This window comes from Mesorhizobium sp. CNPSo 4670 (assembly GCF_057784235.1).
Genome location: NZ_JBWJFQ010000012.1, coordinates 20,063 through 39,946, shown reverse-complemented (window position 1 = coordinate 39,946; position 19,884 = coordinate 20,063). Strand labels below are relative to the sequence as shown.

Here is a 19,884-nt window from a genome sequence, read left to right as displayed (position 1 = left end):
GTCGGCGAGGGCAATTCCGTAAATGTGCTACGTGTTGTGATACAAATCTGCCGCGCGCTCTTCGGGTTGAGGCCGACGCCGCTGCCAGAAGGCTGTGTCCCACCGCGCGGCGGCGGCATAATGCACGCCGAGCGCGGAGGCGTAGTCGGCAAAGCCCTGCGAGGCGATCATCGCGTAGCGCGTGCGGGCGAGGTCGTCGCGTCCGTCGACCATGTCCGACGCGGCATAGGCGGCGAGGATCCCCGAGCGCAGAAGGGCGGTAGCGCCCGGAGGCGACATCGAGGAAGTGCAGGAATTCGATGCCTTGATCGCTGTCGCGGATGACGAGGCGAAGCGGAAAATACAGCGGCTGCGCGAGAAGTGATTCATCTCTGCCCTGATCGCGCCCATCAGGCGAGCGTACTCCAATCAAGATGGCAAAATCCTGCTGCCTGTATGTCAAAGTTAATAGACGAAGACATTAGCTTGTTCTAAAATAGGCGCGTGCTGTCCTGGGGGTGGTGGGCAGGCAAGCATGGGGCCGTCGTTTGTAGGAAAACGACGGCCTTTCCTTCGACGGCTACCTGGCTTCAGGGTTTTTGTCGGCGCGCAAAATGTTCATAGGTGATTTGCCAGGGGTCGCTCTCGGAAGCTCTTTCCTCGCCGATCCAATGGAAGCTGTCGGCAGAGATCTCGGTGAAACGCCATCGGGTTTTCAAACCGCGCGAGTCATCGCCGAGCTGGACGATGTCCTTACCCTCGGCCCGCCCGACCTGGCGCGAGTGATCCTGGTTGAGCGGGTCATTCCATAGGATGTGCCAGCGATCGATCCCAGGATCGTAGATGCGCAAGGTCGTGCCATACATAGTGGACGGCGCAGGCCGCTTGGGCCTGATCCACACGTCCTGGATCGCGCTGCCCTCGAGCACCCAGCCAAAGTGGCATTCTCCATTCCATTTCTGGATTGTGCCGTCATCGAGGTGGTGGACCGTGTCCATTTCCCAACTTCCAACCAGCCATCCATACAAGGCCATGTCTTTCGCCCGGTCGGCTGGGGGACCTTCGGATCCGAGAGCGGTGAGAAACGGAGAAATCGTCATCGTCCTGCTGCCTTTCGTTTCCAGGTAGACGAACCAAACCGCCAGCGTAGCCCCGCCGGTCCATTGTCGTGCTGCAAGAGCGCCGCCTAGTGGAATTTTGCGATAGAGGCCCGTGTCGGCGTCGGAACATTGCCGCCACAACCTGCAGCGTTGCGGTGTCCAGGGCTTGGGGAAAATTGCTATAGTGCCGCTATGAATGAGATCGCGTCTGCGAAACGCGATGGCGAGCGGACCCGCATGCGCATCCTTCGCAATATCCGCGCAGAATAGGCCATTTGGCTTAATTGCGAGGTTGCTAATATGCTTGTAGCTTGATCGTTGCTGGTCCCTCGAAGCCCCAGCACCGGCCGGCACGGCCCAGCGCCACCCCGAAGGCTGCAACCGTGCCGGCCAACCTCGTGGCTGCCGTTCCCCACTTCGATCAATTCTAGCGTCTTGGCGCGTGCCAGCGACGACAGGTGCTAAGCGGTCTTGCGTTTCGGCGGGGCGCCCTTTTTAGGCGGCCCCAACCCTTCCTGTTTGAGGCTCTTTTTCAGCACCTCGGCCAGGTTGATGACGTTCTCTTTCGGCTTCGGCGCTGGCTTCGGCGGCTGCTTGCCCCTGCGTTTCGCGTCGATCATGGCAATCAGCGCATCTTCGTAGGCGTCCTCGAACTTCGAAGGATCGAAAGTCGTCACCTTCTTGTCGATGAGCATGCCGGCGATTTCGAGCAGTTCGGGATCATATTTCTGCTTCTTCAAGCCATCGAATACGCTGTCCTGCGAGACCATTTCATTGTGGTTGCGCAGCTCGGTCATCACCATGCCCTTGCCATAGGGCTGGATCAGAACCTCGCGGCCGCGCTGATAAAGCACGACGCAGGATCGCGCGGCGACGCCCTTGTTCCTCATGGCATCGCGGACCACGCAGTAGGCCTCCAGTGCAGCTCCATCGGCCGGGATCAGATAGTAGGGCTTCTCGAGATAGCGCGTATCGACCTCGTCAATCGACACGAACTCGCCGACCTCGAGCGTATGTTTTGAGGTCAGCTTGAGCGCCTTGATGTCGTCAGGCTCGATCTGGAGGAACTCATCCCTTTCGACCTCGAAGCCCTTCACCTGGTCTTCCGCGTCGACCGGCTTTCCAGTCTCCTCGTCGGCATAGACGCTTTTGACCGGAAGACCGTCCTTGCGGTTCAATATCCTGAAATGAACCTTCGATGCCTCGCTGGTGGCGCCGACGACCTTCACGCCGCACGACACCGAACCAACCTTCAAAAAACCCTTCCAGGCAGCACGCGGCGCGACCATTTTGCTCATCCTGTTTCCAGTCAGGGCAAACGGGTTTCCGTCCAAATCGTTCCTCCGGCTTGGACGCCGGGATCGGCAAAACCGCACGAGCCCGCAGGGCGCGTTTGCTGGCTCTTCGTGGATGTGACAGTTTATTCGACGTCGCCGCTGCCGACCCTATCGGGCTTTGTCCGGGCAGATGCTTGTTGCAGGGCTTCGCGCTGGGCCCTGAGCTTTGCGGTCTTCGTTTCTCGGGCTGAGCGCTCGAGGTCGATAATCTCCTTCGAAATCCGGTCAGCTTGCGCGCGCAGCTGATACGGGTCACGCATTCTCCGTTTCGCCATTCTAACCTCCGACGAGAGATTTACCGGGCTCTTAAATCGCCCGATGGCTGAATGGTTCCGGCCGGCACTATGAGGCGCGACCAATGTTCAAATCGTACATACACGAGATCGATCTCGACTCCGACTTTGCCTTCAGGGAGACTGCTGCTGGGAGGAAGCTCGATGCGGCCATTGCCACGCAACGTCGATGCCGATGCGGTGCTGGCGATCGGCGCCTACCTTGACGATCAGGCACATTCCGTCCCGATATCCATTCGCGGCAGTATTGATGAGGTTCGCAAGCGAACCGGTACGAGTTTGTCCGACCGTCAATTGGAAGAGATCATCATCGAAAGTGCCGCAGCCAGACGTCTAGCGGTGTTGCTTGACGTTGGCCAAGCCAAGGGCGACGGCAGGCTTCCCTGACAGGTCCGCAATGCCTATCTCTACGCAACGAGCAACGCGGGCGGCACAAATTGGCGCAACGATCGGGAAGTGCTGATCTTCCACTGCATGGCGGTCGCGTGCCCAAATGGCTCGGAGATCGCATGACGCGCCTTGGCGCGGTGATGTGCGAGGCGATCATCCATCACTATGGTCGAACCGAATTGCTGCGCCGCCTGGCACACCCGTTCTGGTTCCAGTCTTTCGGCGCGGTGATGGGGATGGACTGGCATTCCTCCGGCATCACGACAAGCGTTGTCGGCGCCCTCAAACGTGGCCTGTCTCCACTCTCCGGCGAACTCGGCATCCATGTCTGTGGCGGGCGTGGCACGCATTCGCGCAAGACCCCGCACGAACTGGCATTGATCGGCGAGCGCGTCGGCTTCGACGGAACGGGCCTGGCCAAGGCCAGTCGGCTGGTCGCCAAGGTCGATAGCGCCGCCGTCCAGGACGGCTTCGACCTCTACCTTCATGGCTTCATCGTTACCGACGATGGCGACTGGGTCGTGGTGCAACAAGGCATGAACGGCGACAGCAAGGTGGCGCGTCGCTACCACTGGCTGTCCGAGGGGCTGACGAGCTTCGTCGAGCAGCCGCATGCCGCGATCGAAGGCGCCAATCAGGGCGAGATCGTCAATCTGACCGACCGGCGCGCCGATGCTTCGCGTCACGGCCAACTGGAGCTGCTGCGGGATCTGGGTCCCGATCGCATCGTGAAAGAGTTCGCCTTGCTGGAGCATGGCTCGCCGCCCGCTCCCGCGCAGCCCCTGCTGCCGCATCTGATCATGCCGGCCCATCATGACGTCCGCGAAAGCGATGTCGTCATGCGCCGCCTGCACGGCAATATCGCCGCCGCCGTCGAACGCGGGCCTGCGGATTTTCCGGAGCTGCTCATGGTGCCGGGCGTCGGTGCCCGCACCGTGCGTGCACTGGCGATGGTGGCCGAGGTGGTGCGCGGCGCGCCATGCCGGTTCTCGGACCCCGGCCGGTTCTCGCTAGCGCATGGCGGCAAAGACAGACACCCGTTCCCCGTGCCGCTGAAAGTCTATGACGAGACGATCGGCGTGCTGAAATCGGCCGTTCACAAGGCGAAACTCGGCCGCACCGAGGAAATCGATGCATTGAGACGGCTGGACGACCAGTCACGCCAGGTCGAGCGCTATGTCACCGGTCCCAGCCTGAAGGAAATCGTGGCAGGCGAGTTCGACCAGTCGCACATGCTGGGCGGACGCAGTGTTTTCGGATGGGAACCACCGCCGCAAGCACAGCCGGTTCGATCCGGCACCGAGGAATGAAGCCGAAGGCCCTGTCCCTCGACTTTAAAATTCTTTGCGAAGGCTCCAGCAAGATGCCGGAGCCTTCGCGGTTTACGGGATTTCAATAGAAGCGGATCCAGTAGGATCGGCGGAAACATCTCCGGCGCCAGCGGCCTCGACGCCAATAGCGACGCCAGACCACGCGCCATCCACGCCGCGGCCTCCATACACGCTGCCGCCTCCATCGATAGTACTGCACAGGTTCGACGTCATTCTGGCTATCAGGACCCGGCTCCACAAGTCGTCTACCGGCTTGTCCATCTCATCGATAATGCCGTTCCCCCGTGCTCGGGGTGCCAGCCACCGCCCTAACCGGGCGAGCTACCGCGACCACGGCCGCAGCGCTCGCCAATCCTAACATTCCAGTCAGAAATAATCGCCGATCCATGCCAACCTCCATCGTTGATCAATGCGACAATGGAGGAAAAAGAGCAGTTGGTTGAGGCGCCTAGATGCAGTGCTAAATCTGTTCAAAAACCCAAAATCGGTGTTGGTCGAGGTTCGCGGTGGCAAGAACTTGCGAGCTGGGCGAAGAAGACTTCAACGCCGCGCCCGCCAAAAGCGGTCGCGCCGGAGGTCGTCAGATGTCGGCGACTCCCGGTAAAGGCCAAAACCGATCTACATGGCTCTATTTCACGCCGATGCCGGCAGTCAGGCCGCCATCGATTTTATAGTCCGCTCCGGTGCAGAATCCGGCTTTGGCCGAACACAGAAAGGCGATGAGTTCCGCCACTTCCTCCGGCTCGCCGATGCGTCCGATGGGATGCGCTTCGCCGAAGCGCTTGTAGGCGGCCTCGACATCGGCATCGGTGCCGTTTTCGCCGCGTGCCGCTTTTTCCAGGATCGGGGTGCGGATCGAGCCGGGGCTCACGGAGTTGACGCGGATGCCGGAGCGCGCGTAGTCGAGCGCCAGCGAGCGCGTCAGCGTATGGATCGCCCCCTTGGTCGTCGCATAGGCGGCGACATTCTGCTGGCTAGCGTGACCCTGCACCGAGGCCACGTTGACGATGGCTCCGCCGCCCCGCCGGATCATTTCCGGAATGCCGAAATGCGCGGTCAGGTAGATCGAGCCGACATTGACCGACATTGCCTTGTTCCAGGTCTCGAAATCGGTGCTGGTAGCTGTTCCGTATGGATGGACCGCCGCCGAATTGACGATGATATCGAGGCCGCCGAACCGCTCGACGCCGGCCGCGACCGCATCGCGAACCTGATCCGGCACAGAGACGTCGGTGCCTATGACCAGCACGCCTGGCCTGGAGCTTTCCAGTTGCGCTTGCATCGCCGCGTTGGCCGCGCGGTCGATGCCACAGGCGATGATCGCGGCACCTCCTGCCGCAAGGCGTATAGCGCTTGCGAGGCCAATCCCGGTCGTACCCGTCACCAGAGCGACCTTGCCGTCGAAATCCTTCATTGCGGGTACTCCGTTATTTGCTGTGGCCCTTAATGCATGTCGCCCAAAACGGCCCCGGTTTTGGGGGCAACGACATGCATAAAAACAAGGACCTAAAGCGCATCGCCTGAATCCGCTCAAACGCGACGCGCTTTGGTTTGACACTCGTTACGGTCCAACAATAGGTTGCCGTCCTCGCAGAAGGAAAGCCGTAATGGAACAATGCTGGCGCTGGTATGGCCCGAACGACCCGGTGACGCTCGATCATGTCAAGCAGGCGGGCGCGACGGGTATCGTATCCGCGCTGCACGACATCTATGACGGGCGCGCCTGGCCGCTCGAGAACATTCTGGAGCGCAAGCGGATCATCGAGGCGGCAGGGCTGACCTGGTCGGTCGTCGAGAGCATTCCCGTCCACAATTCCTTCAAGATCGGTGCGCCGGAGCGCGAGCGCTACGCAGGCTATTATCGCGACACGATCCGCGCCCTTGCCAAGGCCGGGATCACAACGGTCTGTTACAATTTCATGCCCGTGGTCGACTGGACCCGCACAGATCTGGCCTATCGGCTTCCGACAACGGGCTACGCCCTGCGTTTCGATGCAATCGATTTCGCGGCCTACGACCTGTTCGTGCTGAAACGCAGGAATGCCGAGGCCGGCTACAGCGCCGCCCGCATCGCCGAGGCGGAAACGCGGCTGAAGGAATTGAGCGACGAGCAGATCGACAGGATCGAGCGCAACCTCATCGCCGGCCTGCCGGCGACCGAGCGGAGCTACGACCGGGACAGTTTTCGCGAGGCTCTGGCGGACTACGATGCGATCGGGCCGAAGGAATTGCGCGACAACCTCGCCTGGTTCTTGCGCGAGATCATTCCGGTGGCCGAGCAGGAAGGGGTGCGCATGTGCATCCATCCCGACGATCCGCCCTTCTCGCTCTATGGCCTGCCGCGCATCGTTTCGACCGCCGCGGATGCGCGTTTTATTCTCAACGCCGTCGACAGCCCCGCCAATGGTTTGACGTTCTGCACCGGCTCGTACGGGACGCGCGCCGACAACGACATCGTCGCCATGGTCAAGGAATTCGCCGACCGCATCCATTTCGCCCATCTGCGCAACATCACCATCGAGGAGGATGGGTCGTTCTATGAAGCCGAGCATCTGGAGGGTGGCACCGACATGGCGCATGTCATCCTCGCTCTGATGCAGGAAGAGGCGCGCCGCAGCAGGGAAGGCCGCGCCGACTGGCGCATCCCCATGCGCCCCGATCACGGCCACCTGCTTGCCGACGATATCGGCAAGACCAGGATCAATCCCGGCTACTCGCTGATCGGCCGGCTGAAAGGCCTCGCCGAACTGCGCGGCATCATGCGCGCCGTGGAGACGTTCGGGCTGGCCTGAAGTCATTAGGCAGGCGGCGTGAGAAGGGATCCAAGCTCAAGGACCAACCCTGCGGGGGTCGTCAGTTTATGCGGAAGTCCGCATAAACTCTCCGATCTATGTCTCCGTCGCATTGTGCATAGAACATCCGTCGGGAATATTATTTGCCCTCAGGCCACAATATGCAGCGCTGACTTTCTTCTGTTGGTGCCGAGATTGGGGTGCCCATTGCTTTGATCGGCTGCCCCTGCGTGGCACCTTGGACGCACGATCCATGCCTCGAGTGCTTGCCGATGTCGCTTCTACTTCTCCTCGGCAAGGGCGGAGAAAAGAAGGAACCTGCCCATGCCCAGAATTGTGCCGGTACTCGATCTGAGCCGTCTCGAACAAGGAGCGTCCGAGCATCGCACCTTTCTCCTGGACCTGCGCACGGCGGCCCGGGACGTCGGCTTCTTCTATCTCAGCGGCCACGGAATTTCGGCGTCGGAGACCGATGAAGTGCTCGATGCCTCACGCCGGTTCTTCGCCTTGCCGGAGACCGACAAGCTGGCGATCGAAATGGTCAAGTCCTCGCAGTTTCGCGGCTACACGCGCGCCGGCGGTGAACTGACCAAGGGCGCCGCCGACTGGCGTGAACAACTCGACATCGGCGTCGAGCGCCAGCCCATCCCGCAAGGGCCGGGAATTGCGCCTTGGACACGGCTGCAAGGACCGAACCAATGGCCCTCGGCACTGCCCGATCTCAAGCCGGCGCTGCTGGCATGGCAGACCAGGGCTACGGCTGTGGCGATCCGGCTGCTGAAAGCCTTCGCGCTGTCGCTCGATCAGCCCGAGGACGCCTTCGACGCGATCTACAGGGACTCGCCCAACCATCGCATGAAGATCGTGCGGTATCCCGGGCGTGACGCGACGGATGGCGACCAGGGTGTCGGCGCGCACAAGGATGGCGGCTTCCTGACGCTGCTGCTGCAGGACGACAACAAGGGGCTGCAGGTTGAATATGACGGCAGCTGGGTGAATGTCGACCCGCTCCCCGGAACGCTTGTCGTCAACATTGGCGAACTGCTCGAACTGGCGTCGAATGGCTATCTGCGCGCCACCGTTCACCGCGTCGTGACGCCGCCCGCCGGCGTCGAGCGGATTTCCGTTCCCTTCTTCTTCAGCGCGCGGCTGGATGCGACGATTCCGCTGCTGAGTTTGCCCGAGGAACTGGCAGCCGAGGCACGCGGACCGGCAAGCGACCCGGACAACCCGTTGTTCCGCGATGTCGGCACCAATGTCCTGAAAAGCCGTCTGCGTTCACATCCCGACGTGGCGCGTCGCCACTATGCCGATCTTCTCCAGACCGGAGCGGTGCGCCCGTGAAGCCCTATGCATGTCGCCCACGCAAGAGGCCCCCGGTTTTTGGGAGCTCGACATGCATAGGCAAAACCTCAATGCCGAACAGATTTTCGCCGTTTTGCCTGTTCTTTGGAACGTCATTCGTCGCCAAGTCGCGGAAATAAGCTCAAACAGGTAAAATCGTTCGGCGGTTTCCTCCCATTCCGCTGAGCGGTGTTCCCCTCTGAAGGTTTGAACCTTCTTTTGGCCGGGCCGCATTCGCGCCCGGCCATTTTTTATGCCGCGGTCGTGGATCGCAAAACGGAATTGCTGCAAAAACCGGGCGCCGCGCAACGGAATACCTTCCCGGGTTGGTCAGACAGGCCGATCCTAACGATCAGGATTCGAGCGATGACGCTCGATCATATTAATCGGTTGGAACGATTTTCATGACACAGAAACAATTGCGGCTTGGCGCTTTCATGCGCCCCGTCAGCCTGCACACCGGCGCCTGGCGCTATCCGGGCGCTTATCCCGACGCCAATTTCAATTTCGCGCATCTGAGGCGCTTCGCTCAGACCCTGGAGGCGGCGAAGTTCGACGCTTTCTTCATGGCAGACCATCTGGCCGTCCTCAACATGCCGATCGAGGCGCTGCGGCGCAGCCACACGGTTACGTCGTTCGAGCCGTTCACGCTGCTGTCGGCGCTGGCGGCCGTCACCGATCATATCGGGCTGGTCGCAACCGCATCGACGACGTTCGACGCGCCTTACCACATCGCCCGCCGCTTCGCTTCGCTGGACCATATCAGCGGCGGCCGCGCCGGCTGGAACATCGTCACCACATCCAACCCCGATGCGGCGCTCAACTTCGGCCTCGACGAACATGTCGAGCATGACGAGCGCTACCGGCGGGCACGGGAATTCTATGATGTCGTGACCGGCCTGTGGGACAGCTTTGCTGACGATGCCTTCATCCGCGACGCTGAAAGCGGTCTTTATTTCGATCCTTCCAGATTGCATGTGCTCGATCACAAGGGCGAGCATCTCTCGGTGCGCGGGCCGCTCAACATCGCCCGGCCAATCCAGGGCTGGCCGGTCATCGTCCAGGCCGGCGCGTCGGAGGCAGGGCGGCAACTGGCGGCAGAAACGGCGGAAGTCATTTTCGCCGCGCATGCCGATCTCGCCGCCGGCCAACGTTTCTTCGCCGACGTCAAAAGCCGTGCGGAGAAACTCGGCCGCTCGCGCGACGACATCAAGATCCTGCCCGGCGCCTTTGTCGTCGTCGGCGACAGCGTCGAGGACGCGCAGGCCAGGCGGGCGAAGCTCGACAGCCTCGTCTACTACGAGAGCGGCATCGCCTCGCTGTCGATCGCGCTCGGGCAAGATGCATCCGGTTTTGATCCGGACGCGGCCTTGCCCGAAATCCCCGAAACCAATGCCAGCAAGAGCGGCCGCGAGCGTGTCATCGAACTGGCGCGCAACGAGAACCTGACCGTAAGACAACTCGCACAGAGGCTGGGTGGTTATTCCGGCCTTGCTTTCGTCGGTACGCCTCAAACAATCGCCGACGAAATGGAGGAATGGCTGGTCACCGAGGGCTCCGACGGGTTCAACATCATGTTTCCCTATCTGCCCGCCGGGCTCGACGACTTTGTCGAGAGGGTCGTGCCCGAACTGCAGCGACGTGGGATCTTCAGGCGGCAGTACGAGGGAACGACGTTGCGCGAGAATCTTGGCCTGAAGCGGCCGCCCAACCGGTTTTTCGAATAGAGTGTTCTTGACAACGAGGTCGTCCCCAAATGTCAGCCCAGAGAAACACCCGCATCGTGCTTGCAGCGCGACCCCAAGGCCGGCCGAAGCCAGGCGATTTTCGTATCGAGACGGTTGAAATTGTCGAGCCGGCGGAGAACGAACTCCTCTTGCAGATCCTCTATCTGTCGCTTGATCCCTATATGCGCGGGCGGATGAACGACGCCAAATCCTATGCCAAGCCGGTCGAGATCGACGGCGTGATGGAAGGCGGCACCGTTGCGCGTGTCCTCAGATCCCGCCACGCCGGCTTCGCTGAAGGCGATGTCGTCCTGTCGCACTCGGGATGGCAGAGCTTTGCACTGTCCGACGGCGTCGGGCTGCGCAAGCTCGAACCCGCGGCGGCGCCCGTCACCACGGCACTCGGCGTTCTCGGCATGCCGGGCTTCACCGCCTATGCCGGCCTGCTCACGATCGGACAGCCAAAGCCTGGCGAGACGGTCGTCGTGGCGGCGGCCAGCGGCGCGGTCGGGTCAGCCGTTGGACAGATCGCTCGCATCAAGGGCGCGCGTGCCGTTGGCATTGCCGGCGGCGCTGACAAATGCGCTTTCGTGCGGCAGGAGCTCGGCTTCGATGCGGTCGTCGATCACCGTGCCGATGATTTTGCCGCGCAGCTGAAGGCGGCCTGCCCTGATGGCATCGACATCTATTTCGAGAATGTCGGCGGCCCTGTCTGGGATGCGGTGTTCCCCCTGTTGAACGATTTTGCCCGCGTGCCGGTCTGCGGGTTGATCGCGCAATACAATGTCATCGCGGAGTCCGGCATCGATCGGCTGCCGACGCTGATGCAGCAGGTGCTCCACCGCAGCCTGACGATCAGGGGGTTCATTCAGCGTGAATTCGTCGACCAGCGCCCGGCGTTCTACCGCGACATGGCCGACTGGATAGCAACCGGCCGCGTTCGGTACCGGGAAGATATCGTGGATGGAATAGAGAACGCTCCGCGAGCCTTCCTTGGCCTTCTCGAAGGCAAGAATTTCGGCAAGCTCATCGTGCGGGTCGCCGAAAGTCGCTGAAGGCTTTGCCCAAGAGGATTTCCGGGATTTCGAATCCAGAAATGGTCGCTCAATCCTTGGCCCGCATGGATACTCTAACTGTTAACGCTCCCATCGGGCTCTGCGTTCATGAAAGAACCGTCCAATAGTCGAGTGCTTTCAACTGCTCGACGCCATCCAGCACCATGCTGCCTGCGACATAGACGATGACCGCAAGGCCGAGCCAGCCGATCCAGCGATGCCTGGCCAGCAGCGCCGCCACCAGCGTCGAGGCGATCGCCATCAGCACCACCGACAAGATGAGGCCGAAGACAAGCGCATCCATGTCGTCGCTGGCAGCGCCTGCCACGGCGAGCACATTGTCCAACGACATCGAAACGTCGGCAACGACGATCTGCACGATCGCTGTGCGCAGCGCCTTGGCCGGTCGTGTCGCTGCAAGGAAAGCCACGGTCGGATCGGCGTCTGCACCGTCCCCGTCATCGGCATCGCCGGCGGAGCGCAATTCCCCGAACATGTTCCAGCAGACCCAGAACAACAGCAGGCCGCCGACCAGCATGATGCCCGGGATCGCCAGCAACTGCACGGCCACCACGGCAAAGACGATGCGGATAACAGCCGCCGCGGCGATGCCGGCGATGATCGCCTTCTGCCGCAGCGCCTTTGCCAGGCCCGCGGCCGCCATGCCGATCACCACGACATTGTCGCCCGACAGAACGAGATTGATGGTGATGACTTCCAGATAGGCTGTGATCGTCGCCTGATCGATCCCAAGGGACATCCGGTAAGCTTCCCTGTCGTTCGCAGTTTTCCTTGCCCTAGGCAGGACTCAGCAAGACGAATGGATCCTACCATGCATATGGGGCTTCGCTTCTGGCAAGATAGGGGTGGCCCGTTGCCACCGCACCTCGTCCTGCGGCAGCGTCAATGGCGGCATGAACTCCAGCACATAATCGGCTTGGACGCGGCGGCGGCATTCGCTGCGCCGTTCTCGATGCGCACGATCCGGTCGTGTCTCGGTTTGAAGGCTCGCTTGTCGCGATCCGGTCCGAACTCCTATATGCTTACCGCAAAGGATGGGGAGATTTCATTCCATACGCCGTCCAGACTGCCCGGATGCGCCGAGGCCGGGACCACGCGGATGGTATAGAGAGCGCTTTGCCGAGAAATAACGGAGGTGTGGGCAATGGCTGAAGATATGCCCGTTCAACCAATTCGCCGCGAACTCCTGCTTGGAAGCTGGCGAATGACGTCTTGGATGACGAGAGACGTTTCGACCGGGGAGCGGCAGCCAGCTCTGGGTCAGGAACCTCATGGCATCGTCATCTATACACCTGAGCGCGTCATTTTCTTTATCCTTAGGAACAATCGCAATCGGCCGCAGCGTTTGCCGCCATCCGACGAAGAGAAGATTGCGTTGTTCGACTCGATGTTCGCCTATTCGGGCAGCTATACGGTTGAGTCAGATCGCGTTGTCCATCATGTCGACATGAGCTGGAATGAAGCATGGAGTGGCACGGAACAGGTGCGGTTCTGCAAAGTCGACGAACATACGCTGTCTTACACCTCGCCCCCCACCCAAAATCCGTTCGACGGGCGCGAGATTATTCACGAAGTGACTTATGCGCGAGAGAAATGACCCTGGGTCGATCTGCCTCTCAGGTCTCGGCATTGTCCGTATCGCAAAATTTCAAACTGAGACACTAGCTGATTGCGAGCAGAGTCGACATTGCATGAGGATGTCACTATATACCGGCGGCTTCGACCCGCGCGCCTGAGGGCAGCGCCGCCGAAGCGACTGTAAATGTGTTACGGATTGCGCCATCTATTGTGACGAAAATCGGCTCGGAAACCGGAAAAAAGCAAATAGAAACAGTGGCGCAAAGCTGGGCGTGATCCCAGCCAACGGTACCGACCCCTCAGAGACAGAATGCTCTTGACCCCTCGATTTCCTTTGACGCTGTGGACCTTGGACAAGATCGGCTTGCCGGTTGGCGACGACTCGGTTCGTATGGGAGCATGCATCCTTTGCGGGGTGTCGGCGTTTATGATTACCAACCGGCTTTGCCGCCAGGGAACAGCAGTATGAGTGAACACGCGATCGAGTTCTTGCGGGGATGGATTGGCGAAAAGGTCCACTGCCAGTCATCCCACGCCAGGATCGACAAGCAGGCCGAGACTCTGGCCAAGGAATGCGCTGCCAAGGCGGCAGAGGTCGGCATCCCTCTGGAGGATATCCAGGAAGAGGTCGGCGACATTCAGGAACTGATCGCCTCCCGGCTCGAGGAAGCGGCCGAGGCCGACGAGAACCAGCAGGCCCCCAGCAAAGCCGCGGAATAGCCGCTTAGAGCAATTCAAGGGTAACCGTCTGAACGCGGGCTATTCGGCCCGCGTCTTCGTATCAGTCATCCCCTCCGCCAAATTTCTCTTTCAGCCACACTTTCGGCAACGCCGGCACGAAATTGCCGTCGCGTCCGCTCATGTCGTCATTGGCGACCAAGGCGTTGAGGATCGATTCCTCCACGCTCTGGATCACCGCATCGAAAAACGGATCGATGTCGGTGTCGGGAACAAAAATCGGCGCTGGCGATGCGGCCGGATGGTGCCAGCGCCGCGCTCGCATTGGCGGTCGAGAAGGCGATAAAGATGTCGCCTGAACTGTGATAGCCGAAGCCGCCGGTCATGGCGACGCCAAGTGGCACGCGCCGCGCCAGCCGCTTCATCTGGTGCGGCAGGAACGGCGCGTCGGTGGCAATGACGGCAATGATCGAGCCCTTTTCGGCACGCGGCGTGCCCTGCCGGATCGCCGGCTCGGCAAGCTCTGGCCCGGCGCGCAGGCCGCGAACCGTAAAATTGTGCCGCTTGCCGAAATTCGACTGCACGAAGGCGCCGACCGTGTAGGCGCGGCCGTGCCAGTCGACGATGCGCGACGCGGTCCCGGATCCGGCCTTGAAGCCGAAGGTGATCATGCCGGTGCCGCCGCCGACGCTGCCTTCCTCGATCGGTCCGCTGGCCGCACCGTCAAGTGCCTGCGCAACATGCTCTGACTTCAAATGGTGGCCGTTGATGTCGTTGAGGAAGCCATCATAGGTCTCCGCCGCCACAGGCAGGCCCCAGCCGCTGTCGAGTGCCGCAGGCAGTACTCTTTCCATCCAGCGCAGCGTGCCATCGCGTGAAACACCGCAGGAATGCGTGTTGGTAATGGTGATCGGAAAGTTGAATGCGCCGGTTTCCTCGACGATGTGCGAGCCGGTCAGTTCGCCATTGCCATTCTGGCTGAAGATGCCGGCAAAGACCGGCGTGGCAAGATCGGTGCGCGGCCGGGGCAGGACCGCGGTGACGCCGGTACGCACCGGTCCCTGGCCGACGACGAGCGCGCCATCGCCTGAAATCAGCGTCGTGTAACCGACGGCGACGCCCGGCACATCGGTGATCGCGTTGAACGGACCGGGGGTGCCGTCAAAACCGATGCCGAAACGCCGCGCGCGCGGCTTGCCGGAAGGCGTTGCCAGATGGTTCGGATTGTCGGTCATGATCTCAGAACAGCGATCCCTGATTGCCGGGCTCTTTGGCCTTGCCCGCCGGCTTGGCCACGGCTTTCGGTCTTGCCGTGCCGCTGGTGGCAATCGCATCGGCGGTGCCGTCGGCGAACTCCAGCGAAAGCGCCATTCCCGACGCCACTTCGGTGGCATGTTTGATCACCGCTCCGTCGGCGTCCTTCACCAGGACGAAGCCGCGCGCCAGGACGGCCTTGTGCGAAAGCGTGGTCAACAGGCGGTCGGCCTGGCTCAATTGTCCGCGCAGGCGCTCGAGCCGGACGGAGATCACCCGATCCTGCCGCCGCGCCAGTGCTGCCAGCGTGTCCCCTTGCAGCTTCTGGCGCCGCGCGATCGGTGCCGGAGACAGCCGCGTCGCGGTGCGCGAAAATCGTGCGCGACGTTCGCGCACGATGGCAAAAAATGCCGCTTGCGCGCGGGCGAGGTCGCGGCCGGTCAGCGTGCGGGCTTCATTCATGCGCCGCGACAGCGTGGCCGGCGTCAGCCTTTGGCCTTGAAGCCGCGCCCGCTTGCGGTCGACGCTGACGGACAGCGCCCGGCCGAGCCGGCTTGTCGCCTCGTCGAGGCGGCGGCGCGGCAGCGCCAGCAATTGATCGGGCGAGGGCAGAGCGCGGGCGGCGGCACGCGCGGCTTGCCGCTTGCGCTCGAAATTGCGCAAGACCGCCGCCTTGAGCCGCGCACCAAGGCTGGCAAACGTCGCTTCGAGGTCGGCCTTCACCGGCACCGCAATTTCGGCGGCACCTGTCGGTGTCGGGGCCCGGCGATCCGCGACGAGGTCGATCAGCGTCCAGTCGGTCTCGTGGCCGACAGCCGAGATCACCGGAATGGCGGAGGCTGCAACGGCACGCGCCAGCGCCTCGTCGTTGAAGCCCCAAAGATCTTCAAGGCTGCCGCCGCCGCGTGCCACGATCAGCAGATCGGGGCGCTGGATGGCGCCATCCCACGCCAGCGCGTTGAAGCCGTTGACCGCGGCGGTCACTTCCGCGCCTGCCGTCTCGCCCTGCACGCGCACCGGCCAGACCAGCACATGCAATGGGAACCGGTCCTTGATGCGGTGGATGATGTCGCGGATGACGGACCCTGTCGGCGAGGTGACGACGCCGATGACGCGCGGCATGAACGGCAGCAACCGCTTGCGGCCGGGGTCGAACAGGCCCTCGGCCTGCAGCCGGCGCTTGCGCTCTTCCAGCAGCGCCATCAGGGCGCCGGCGCCGGCGGGCTCCAGATTGTCGATGACGATCTGGTAGTTGGACTTGCCGGGATAGGTGGTGAGCTTGCCGGTGGCGATCACCTCCATCCCTTCTTCGGGGCGGAATTTCAGCCGGCTCATCGTGCCCTTCCACACCACGGCGTCGAGCCGCGCGCGGTCGTCCTTCAGCGCAAAATAGGCATGACCGGACGAATGCGGCCCGCGATAGCCGGATATTTCGCCGCGCACTCGCACATTGCCGAACACATCCTCGACCGTGCGCTTGAGTGCGCCGGAAATCTCGCTCACCGTGTATTCGGTGGCGTTGGTGCGTGATTCGGATGCTGCCTCGCTCATTGGCCGATTGGGGAACGGTTGAACGCTCGCGTCAAGGCACCTGTGACGGACCACACGTCATAACGTGATCTTAAGCCTGCTTTGATTGAGTTGCATCCAACGAAGCTGGCCAAGGACGCATGAGCGCAAGCGGACATCGCAGCCCATTGACGTATCAGGTCACGCTGACCGTGCTGGCGCTTGCCGCTTTTGCGCTGGTCATGGTCGTCGGATTTGGCTTCTACGCGGCCGTGCAGACCGATCGTGCCTCGCTTGAGCGACAAAAGATATTCTTCGCCAACGGTTTGCAGGATCAGATCGCTACCGTGGAGCGCGAGCAGGAAAGTATCTCTGTCTGGGACGATTCCATCCTCAACGCCAAGGCCGGCAACGAGCAATGGATGGTCGAGAACATCAGCGTCTGGATGTATACCTACTACGGTCACAACCGTGTCTATGTGCTGGACGATGCAAACCGGCCGATCCACGCCATGCAGGAAGGCAAGGTGATGCCGCTGGCCGTCTATGGCGCGGATGAGCCTGCTTTGCGGCCCACCATCGAAAAGCTGCGCCAGCTGATCGCCCAACCGCCGCAACAGAACGCATCCGGCGGCGCGACCAAGATGGTCGCCGAGGACCTCGTGTCGCTTGGGGGCAAGCCCGCGATCCTCAGTATCGCACCGCTGGTGCCAAGTTCGGACCGCGTCACACAGGCGCCAGGCAGCGAATATCTGCATGTCTCGATCGAGTTCATCAACGACGCTGTCATCGGCAAGATCGCGGAAAAGTATCTGCTGGATGGCGCGCACCTGCTGCTGTTGTCGCAACCGGTCAGCTCAGCCGCCATTCCGCTGATGAATTCACGCGGTGTCATCCTCGGTTACATCGGCTGGGATCAGGAGCGCCCCGGTCTGACGCTGGTGCGCAAGGCGGGCCCGGCATTGGTCGCCGGCGTGCTGTTTGCCGCGGGTGCATTGATCTTTCTCCTGCGGCGCCTGCGGCGGACCTCGCTGGCGTTGCAGACCAGCCAGGCGCAGGCGCAGTATCTCGCATTCCACGATACGCTGACGGGCCTCCCCAACCGGGCTCTCTTCGAGGACAGGTTGCGGCGGGCCTTGCTGACGACCGGGCGCGATACGGCAAGGATGGCGCTGTTTTATCTCGATGTCGATCGTTTCAAGCATGTCAACGACACGCTCGGCCATCCCGCCGGCGACGAGCTTGTGCGCCAGACGGCAACCAGGCTGCAGCAGACGATCCGGGAAATCGACACGGTGGCGCGGCTCGGCGGCGACGAGTTCGCGATCATTCTGGTCGATGTTCGCGACATCAGGGCGGCCGAGGATGTTTCGGAACGGCTGCTACGGAAAATGCAGGAGCCGTTCAGGCTGATGGACGATCAGGTCTTCGTCAGTGTCAGCATCGGCATAGCCTTGGCGTCGGGTCCGCAAGTTGATGCTGACGACCTGCTGCGCAAGGCCGATATTGCGCTTTACGAGGCCAAGAAGAACGGCCGCGGTCGCCATCAGATCTTCGCCGGCGACATGGACGACCTCTTGCTGCATAAGCGCAAGGTCGAGAACGAGCTCCGCAGCGCCCTTGCCGGCGGGACCGGGATAAAACTGGCCTATCAGCCGATTTTCGCCGCGGATGGCAGGACGATCGCCGGCGCCGAAGCGCTGATCCGTTGGGCGCATGAGATCCATGGCGCGTTGCCGCCCCAGCAGTTCATCGCCATTGCCGAGGAACGCGGCATGATCGGTGAACTCGGCAAATGGGTGCTGGCCGAGGCCTGCCGGTTCGCCGTCGGCACGCAATTGCCCTGGGTGGCCGTCAACGTCTCGCCGCTGCAGCTGCGCGACGCCGGGTTCGCCGACGAGGTTGCGTTGATCCTTGCGGAGACCGGGCTGGCGCCGTCGCGGTTGCAACTCGAGATCACCGAAAGTGTGCTTCTGGAAAACAACGACACCACCAGGACGGTACTGGCGGCCTTGCGCCAAACGGGCATCGGGGTCGCGCTCGATGATTTCGGCACCGGCTATTCTTCGCTGAACTACCTGCGCCGCCATGCCATCGACAAGCTCAAGATCGACCGTTCCTTCGTGCGCCTTCTCGACCATGATCGAAGTTCCAGTGCGATCGTCAAGGCGTTGGTCGACCTTGCCATCGCTCTTGAAGTCGAGGTCACCGCCGAGGGGGTCGAGACCGAGGAGCAAAAGGCTCTGCTCGTCGGCATGGGCTGCCATCAGTTGCAGGGCTATCTGCTGTCGCCGCCGCTGGAGCCGGCCCAGATGCTGGCCCTCGCAGGCCTGTCGCCCGGTGAGGGCAGGTCGGCTTCGGCTCTTGGTTGATCTTCCTGTCAGGGAGGATCTGGCCTACCAGCCCGGCAAGATCTGGTTCGGCTTCGTCCGCTTCATCTTGGCATAGGCGAGGGCTGCGAAGTCGAATGTCCCGGTCTCTTCGCCGATCGGCACGGAAATATTGTCCAGGCTTTCCGAAATGTGGCGGGCAAGCGCATCGACGATCTCCGGCCGCGACGTCTGGCCGCGCATGATGCCGATGCGGCAATCGGGCAGGGCGCCGAAGCCGTCGGCTTCGCCCAGCACCCGCATGCCGGGCCTCAGCGCGCATTCCGGCAGCACCGAGATCGCCAGGCCGGAAAGCACCGCGGCGGTGATGACGGTTGCCGAGAAGCTGGTGAACAGGATGCGATAGTCGCGGTTCTGCTGGTCGAGCACATCGACGGCGGCACGCCGCCAGATGCAATTTGGCCGGCCAAAGGCCATCGGCAGCGTCTGCTGTTCGTGCGTCGCATGGTTGGCGGAGGTGACCCACAGCAGCGGCTCGCGCCGCACCACCTCCGACTGGCCGCGTACATCGTTGTGCGTCACCAGCGCCAGGTCGAGATTGCCGCGCTTGATATGCTCAACCAGCCCTGGCGTCGGCTCGCAGATGACGGTCAGTTCGACGCGGGGATTGGAGCGCGTGAACCGCGCCATGATTTCGGGCAGGAAACGGTCGGCATAGTCGTCCGGCGTGCCGATTCGGATCGTGCCTTCGAGCCGCCGGTCGTCGAAGGCTGCCAGTGTTTCGCGGTTGAGATAGAGCAGCCGCCGCGCATAGGAGAGCAGCTTGTCGCCTTCCTCGGTCAGCCTGTTGGTGCGCCCGTCCTTTTCGAACAGCGGTTTGCCGATCCGCTCCTCCAGCCGGCGCATCTGCATCGATACTGCCGACTGGGTCCGGTGCACCTCTTCGGCCGCCCGCGTAAAGCTGCCTGTATCGGCAATCGAGATGAAGGTCTGCAACTGATCGAGATCGAGTGGCGCTTTCATCGGTCCAATCCATCACTAGTGTTGATGCCTAGGATTAGAAACATTCGTTGGATTAATCAATCGGTCGATGGCAAATTGTGATTGTCCACATGAAGGCATGTGAATCGAAGCCGGAACGGCCGCTGTCGCCAGCGCCGCTTGCC

The 19,884-nt window shown here is 62.0% G+C and carries 16 protein-coding genes and 1 pseudogene; 9 read left to right on the top strand and 8 right to left on the bottom strand.

Annotated features, from left to right (window positions below):
- Window positions 1-27 precede the first annotated feature (27 nt).
- The 3 genes from AC0ZT5_RS20185 to ku form a co-directional block, all read right to left on the bottom strand.
- Complete coding sequence (locus tag AC0ZT5_RS20185) at window positions 28-390, bottom strand: hypothetical protein (protein ID WP_488497841.1); 363 nt, start codon at window positions 388-390, stop codon at window positions 28-30.
- A 179-nt stretch (window positions 391-569) separates the two neighbouring features.
- The gene (locus AC0ZT5_RS20180) at window positions 570-977 is read right to left on the bottom strand and encodes a hypothetical protein (RefSeq protein WP_488497840.1); all 408 of its coding nucleotides are present in this window, start codon (window positions 975-977) and stop codon (window positions 570-572) included.
- A 563-nt stretch (window positions 978-1,540) separates the two neighbouring features.
- Window positions 1,541-2,377 (bottom strand): non-homologous end joining protein Ku, encoded by an 837-nt coding sequence (gene ku / locus AC0ZT5_RS20175; RefSeq protein ID WP_488497839.1) that lies wholly within the window; start codon window positions 2,375-2,377, stop codon window positions 1,541-1,543.
- Window positions 2,378-2,862: 485 nt separating this feature from the next.
- On the opposite strand from ku, the gene AC0ZT5_RS20170 reads away from it, so the two are divergent.
- Window positions 2,863-3,096 (top strand): hypothetical protein, encoded by a 234-nt coding sequence (locus AC0ZT5_RS20170; RefSeq protein ID WP_477290163.1) that lies wholly within the window; start codon window positions 2,863-2,865, stop codon window positions 3,094-3,096.
- 50 nt (window positions 3,097-3,146) lie between these two features.
- Window positions 3,147-4,409 (top strand): DUF763 domain-containing protein, encoded by a 1,263-nt coding sequence (locus AC0ZT5_RS20165; RefSeq protein WP_488497838.1) that lies wholly within the window; start codon window positions 3,147-3,149, stop codon window positions 4,407-4,409.
- Between the two features lie 649 nt (window positions 4,410-5,058).
- On the opposite strand, the gene AC0ZT5_RS20160 is transcribed toward AC0ZT5_RS20165, so the two are convergent.
- The gene (locus tag AC0ZT5_RS20160) at window positions 5,059-5,844 is read right to left on the bottom strand and encodes an SDR family NAD(P)-dependent oxidoreductase (RefSeq protein WP_488497837.1); all 786 of its coding nucleotides are present in this window, start codon (window positions 5,842-5,844) and stop codon (window positions 5,059-5,061) included.
- Window positions 5,845-6,037: 193 nt separating this feature from the next.
- Here AC0ZT5_RS20160 and uxuA point away from each other — a divergent pair, with 193 nt between their 5' ends.
- The 4 genes from uxuA (at window position 6,038) to AC0ZT5_RS20140 (ending at window position 11,348) form a co-directional block, all read left to right on the top strand.
- Complete coding sequence (uxuA, locus tag AC0ZT5_RS20155; protein ID WP_488497836.1) at window positions 6,038-7,222, top strand: mannonate dehydratase; 1,185 nt, start codon at window positions 6,038-6,040, stop codon at window positions 7,220-7,222.
- 324 nt (window positions 7,223-7,546) lie between these two features.
- On the top strand, window positions 7,547-8,566 hold the full coding sequence (locus AC0ZT5_RS20150; protein ID WP_488497835.1) for an isopenicillin N synthase family dioxygenase: 1,020 nt from the start codon (window positions 7,547-7,549) through the stop codon (window positions 8,564-8,566).
- A 404-nt stretch (window positions 8,567-8,970) separates the two neighbouring features.
- A complete protein-coding gene (locus AC0ZT5_RS20145) occupies window positions 8,971-10,293 on the top strand; it encodes an LLM class flavin-dependent oxidoreductase (RefSeq protein ID WP_488497834.1) in 1,323 nt (440 codons plus the stop codon).
- 29 nt (window positions 10,294-10,322) lie between these two features.
- Window positions 10,323-11,348, top strand: a complete 1,026-nt coding sequence (locus tag AC0ZT5_RS20140) for an NADP-dependent oxidoreductase (protein ID WP_488497833.1) — start codon at window positions 10,323-10,325, stop codon at window positions 11,346-11,348.
- Between the two features lie 106 nt (window positions 11,349-11,454).
- Here AC0ZT5_RS20140 and AC0ZT5_RS20135 read toward each other — a convergent pair whose 3' ends face one another.
- Window positions 11,455-12,108, bottom strand: coding sequence for a YjbE family putative metal transport protein (locus tag AC0ZT5_RS20135; RefSeq protein WP_488497832.1), 654 nt, complete (start codon window positions 12,106-12,108; stop codon window positions 11,455-11,457).
- A gap of 405 nt (window positions 12,109-12,513) precedes the next feature.
- Here AC0ZT5_RS20135 and AC0ZT5_RS20130 point away from each other — a divergent pair, with 405 nt between their 5' ends.
- On the top strand, window positions 12,514-12,966 hold the full coding sequence (locus AC0ZT5_RS20130) for a lipocalin-like domain-containing protein (protein ID WP_488497831.1): 453 nt from the start codon (window positions 12,514-12,516) through the stop codon (window positions 12,964-12,966).
- 446 nt (window positions 12,967-13,412) lie between these two features.
- Window positions 13,413-13,667: a hypothetical protein gene (locus tag AC0ZT5_RS20125; protein WP_477225521.1), complete on the top strand. Its 255-nt coding sequence runs from the start codon at window positions 13,413-13,415 to the stop codon at window positions 13,665-13,667.
- 61 nt (window positions 13,668-13,728) lie between these two features.
- Here the strand turns inward: AC0ZT5_RS20125 and AC0ZT5_RS20120 are convergent.
- Window positions 13,729-14,860: pseudogene (locus tag AC0ZT5_RS20120) on the bottom strand (DmpA family aminopeptidase).
- Window positions 14,861-14,864: 4 nt separating this feature from the next.
- The gene (xseA, locus tag AC0ZT5_RS20115; RefSeq protein ID WP_488497830.1) at window positions 14,865-16,430 is read right to left on the bottom strand and encodes an exodeoxyribonuclease VII large subunit; all 1,566 of its coding nucleotides are present in this window, start codon (window positions 16,428-16,430) and stop codon (window positions 14,865-14,867) included.
- 119 nt (window positions 16,431-16,549) lie between these two features.
- Here xseA and AC0ZT5_RS20110 point away from each other — a divergent pair, with 119 nt between their 5' ends.
- On the top strand, window positions 16,550-18,760 hold the full coding sequence (locus AC0ZT5_RS20110; protein ID WP_488497829.1) for a bifunctional diguanylate cyclase/phosphodiesterase: 2,211 nt from the start codon (window positions 16,550-16,552) through the stop codon (window positions 18,758-18,760).
- 24 nt (window positions 18,761-18,784) lie between these two features.
- On the opposite strand, the gene AC0ZT5_RS20105 is transcribed toward AC0ZT5_RS20110, so the two are convergent.
- Window positions 18,785-19,741 (bottom strand): LysR substrate-binding domain-containing protein, encoded by a 957-nt coding sequence (locus AC0ZT5_RS20105; RefSeq protein ID WP_184871984.1) that lies wholly within the window; start codon window positions 19,739-19,741, stop codon window positions 18,785-18,787.
- Between the last annotated feature and the right edge of the window lie 143 nt (window positions 19,742-19,884).

Coding starts and splice junctions, on each gene's coding strand:
- AC0ZT5_RS20185 (WP_488497841.1), bottom strand. CDS start 390: ATGGGCGCGATCAGGGCAGAGATGAATCACTTCTCGCGCAGCCGCTGT.
- AC0ZT5_RS20180 (WP_488497840.1), bottom strand. CDS start 977: ATGGACACGGTCCACCACCTCGATGACGGCACAATCCAGAAATGGAAT.
- ku (WP_488497839.1), bottom strand. CDS start 2,377: ATGAGCAAAATGGTCGCGCCGCGTGCTGCCTGGAAGGGTTTTTTGAAG.
- AC0ZT5_RS20160 (WP_488497837.1), bottom strand. CDS start 5,844: ATGAAGGATTTCGACGGCAAGGTCGCTCTGGTGACGGGTACGACCGGG.
- uxuA (WP_488497836.1), top strand. CDS start 6,038: ATGGAACAATGCTGGCGCTGGTATGGCCCGAACGACCCGGTGACGCTC.
- AC0ZT5_RS20150 (WP_488497835.1), top strand. CDS start 7,547: ATGCCCAGAATTGTGCCGGTACTCGATCTGAGCCGTCTCGAACAAGGA.
- AC0ZT5_RS20145 (WP_488497834.1), top strand. CDS start 8,971: ATGACACAGAAACAATTGCGGCTTGGCGCTTTCATGCGCCCCGTCAGC.
- AC0ZT5_RS20140 (WP_488497833.1), top strand. CDS start 10,323: ATGTCAGCCCAGAGAAACACCCGCATCGTGCTTGCAGCGCGACCCCAA.
- AC0ZT5_RS20135 (WP_488497832.1), bottom strand. CDS start 12,108: ATGTCCCTTGGGATCGATCAGGCGACGATCACAGCCTATCTGGAAGTC.
- AC0ZT5_RS20130 (WP_488497831.1), top strand. CDS start 12,514: ATGGCTGAAGATATGCCCGTTCAACCAATTCGCCGCGAACTCCTGCTT.
- AC0ZT5_RS20125 (WP_477225521.1), top strand. CDS start 13,413: ATGAGTGAACACGCGATCGAGTTCTTGCGGGGATGGATTGGCGAAAAG.
- xseA (WP_488497830.1), bottom strand. CDS start 16,430: ATGAGCGAGGCAGCATCCGAATCACGCACCAACGCCACCGAATACACG.
- AC0ZT5_RS20110 (WP_488497829.1), top strand. CDS start 16,550: ATGAGCGCAAGCGGACATCGCAGCCCATTGACGTATCAGGTCACGCTG.
- AC0ZT5_RS20105 (WP_184871984.1), bottom strand. CDS start 19,741: ATGAAAGCGCCACTCGATCTCGATCAGTTGCAGACCTTCATCTCGATT.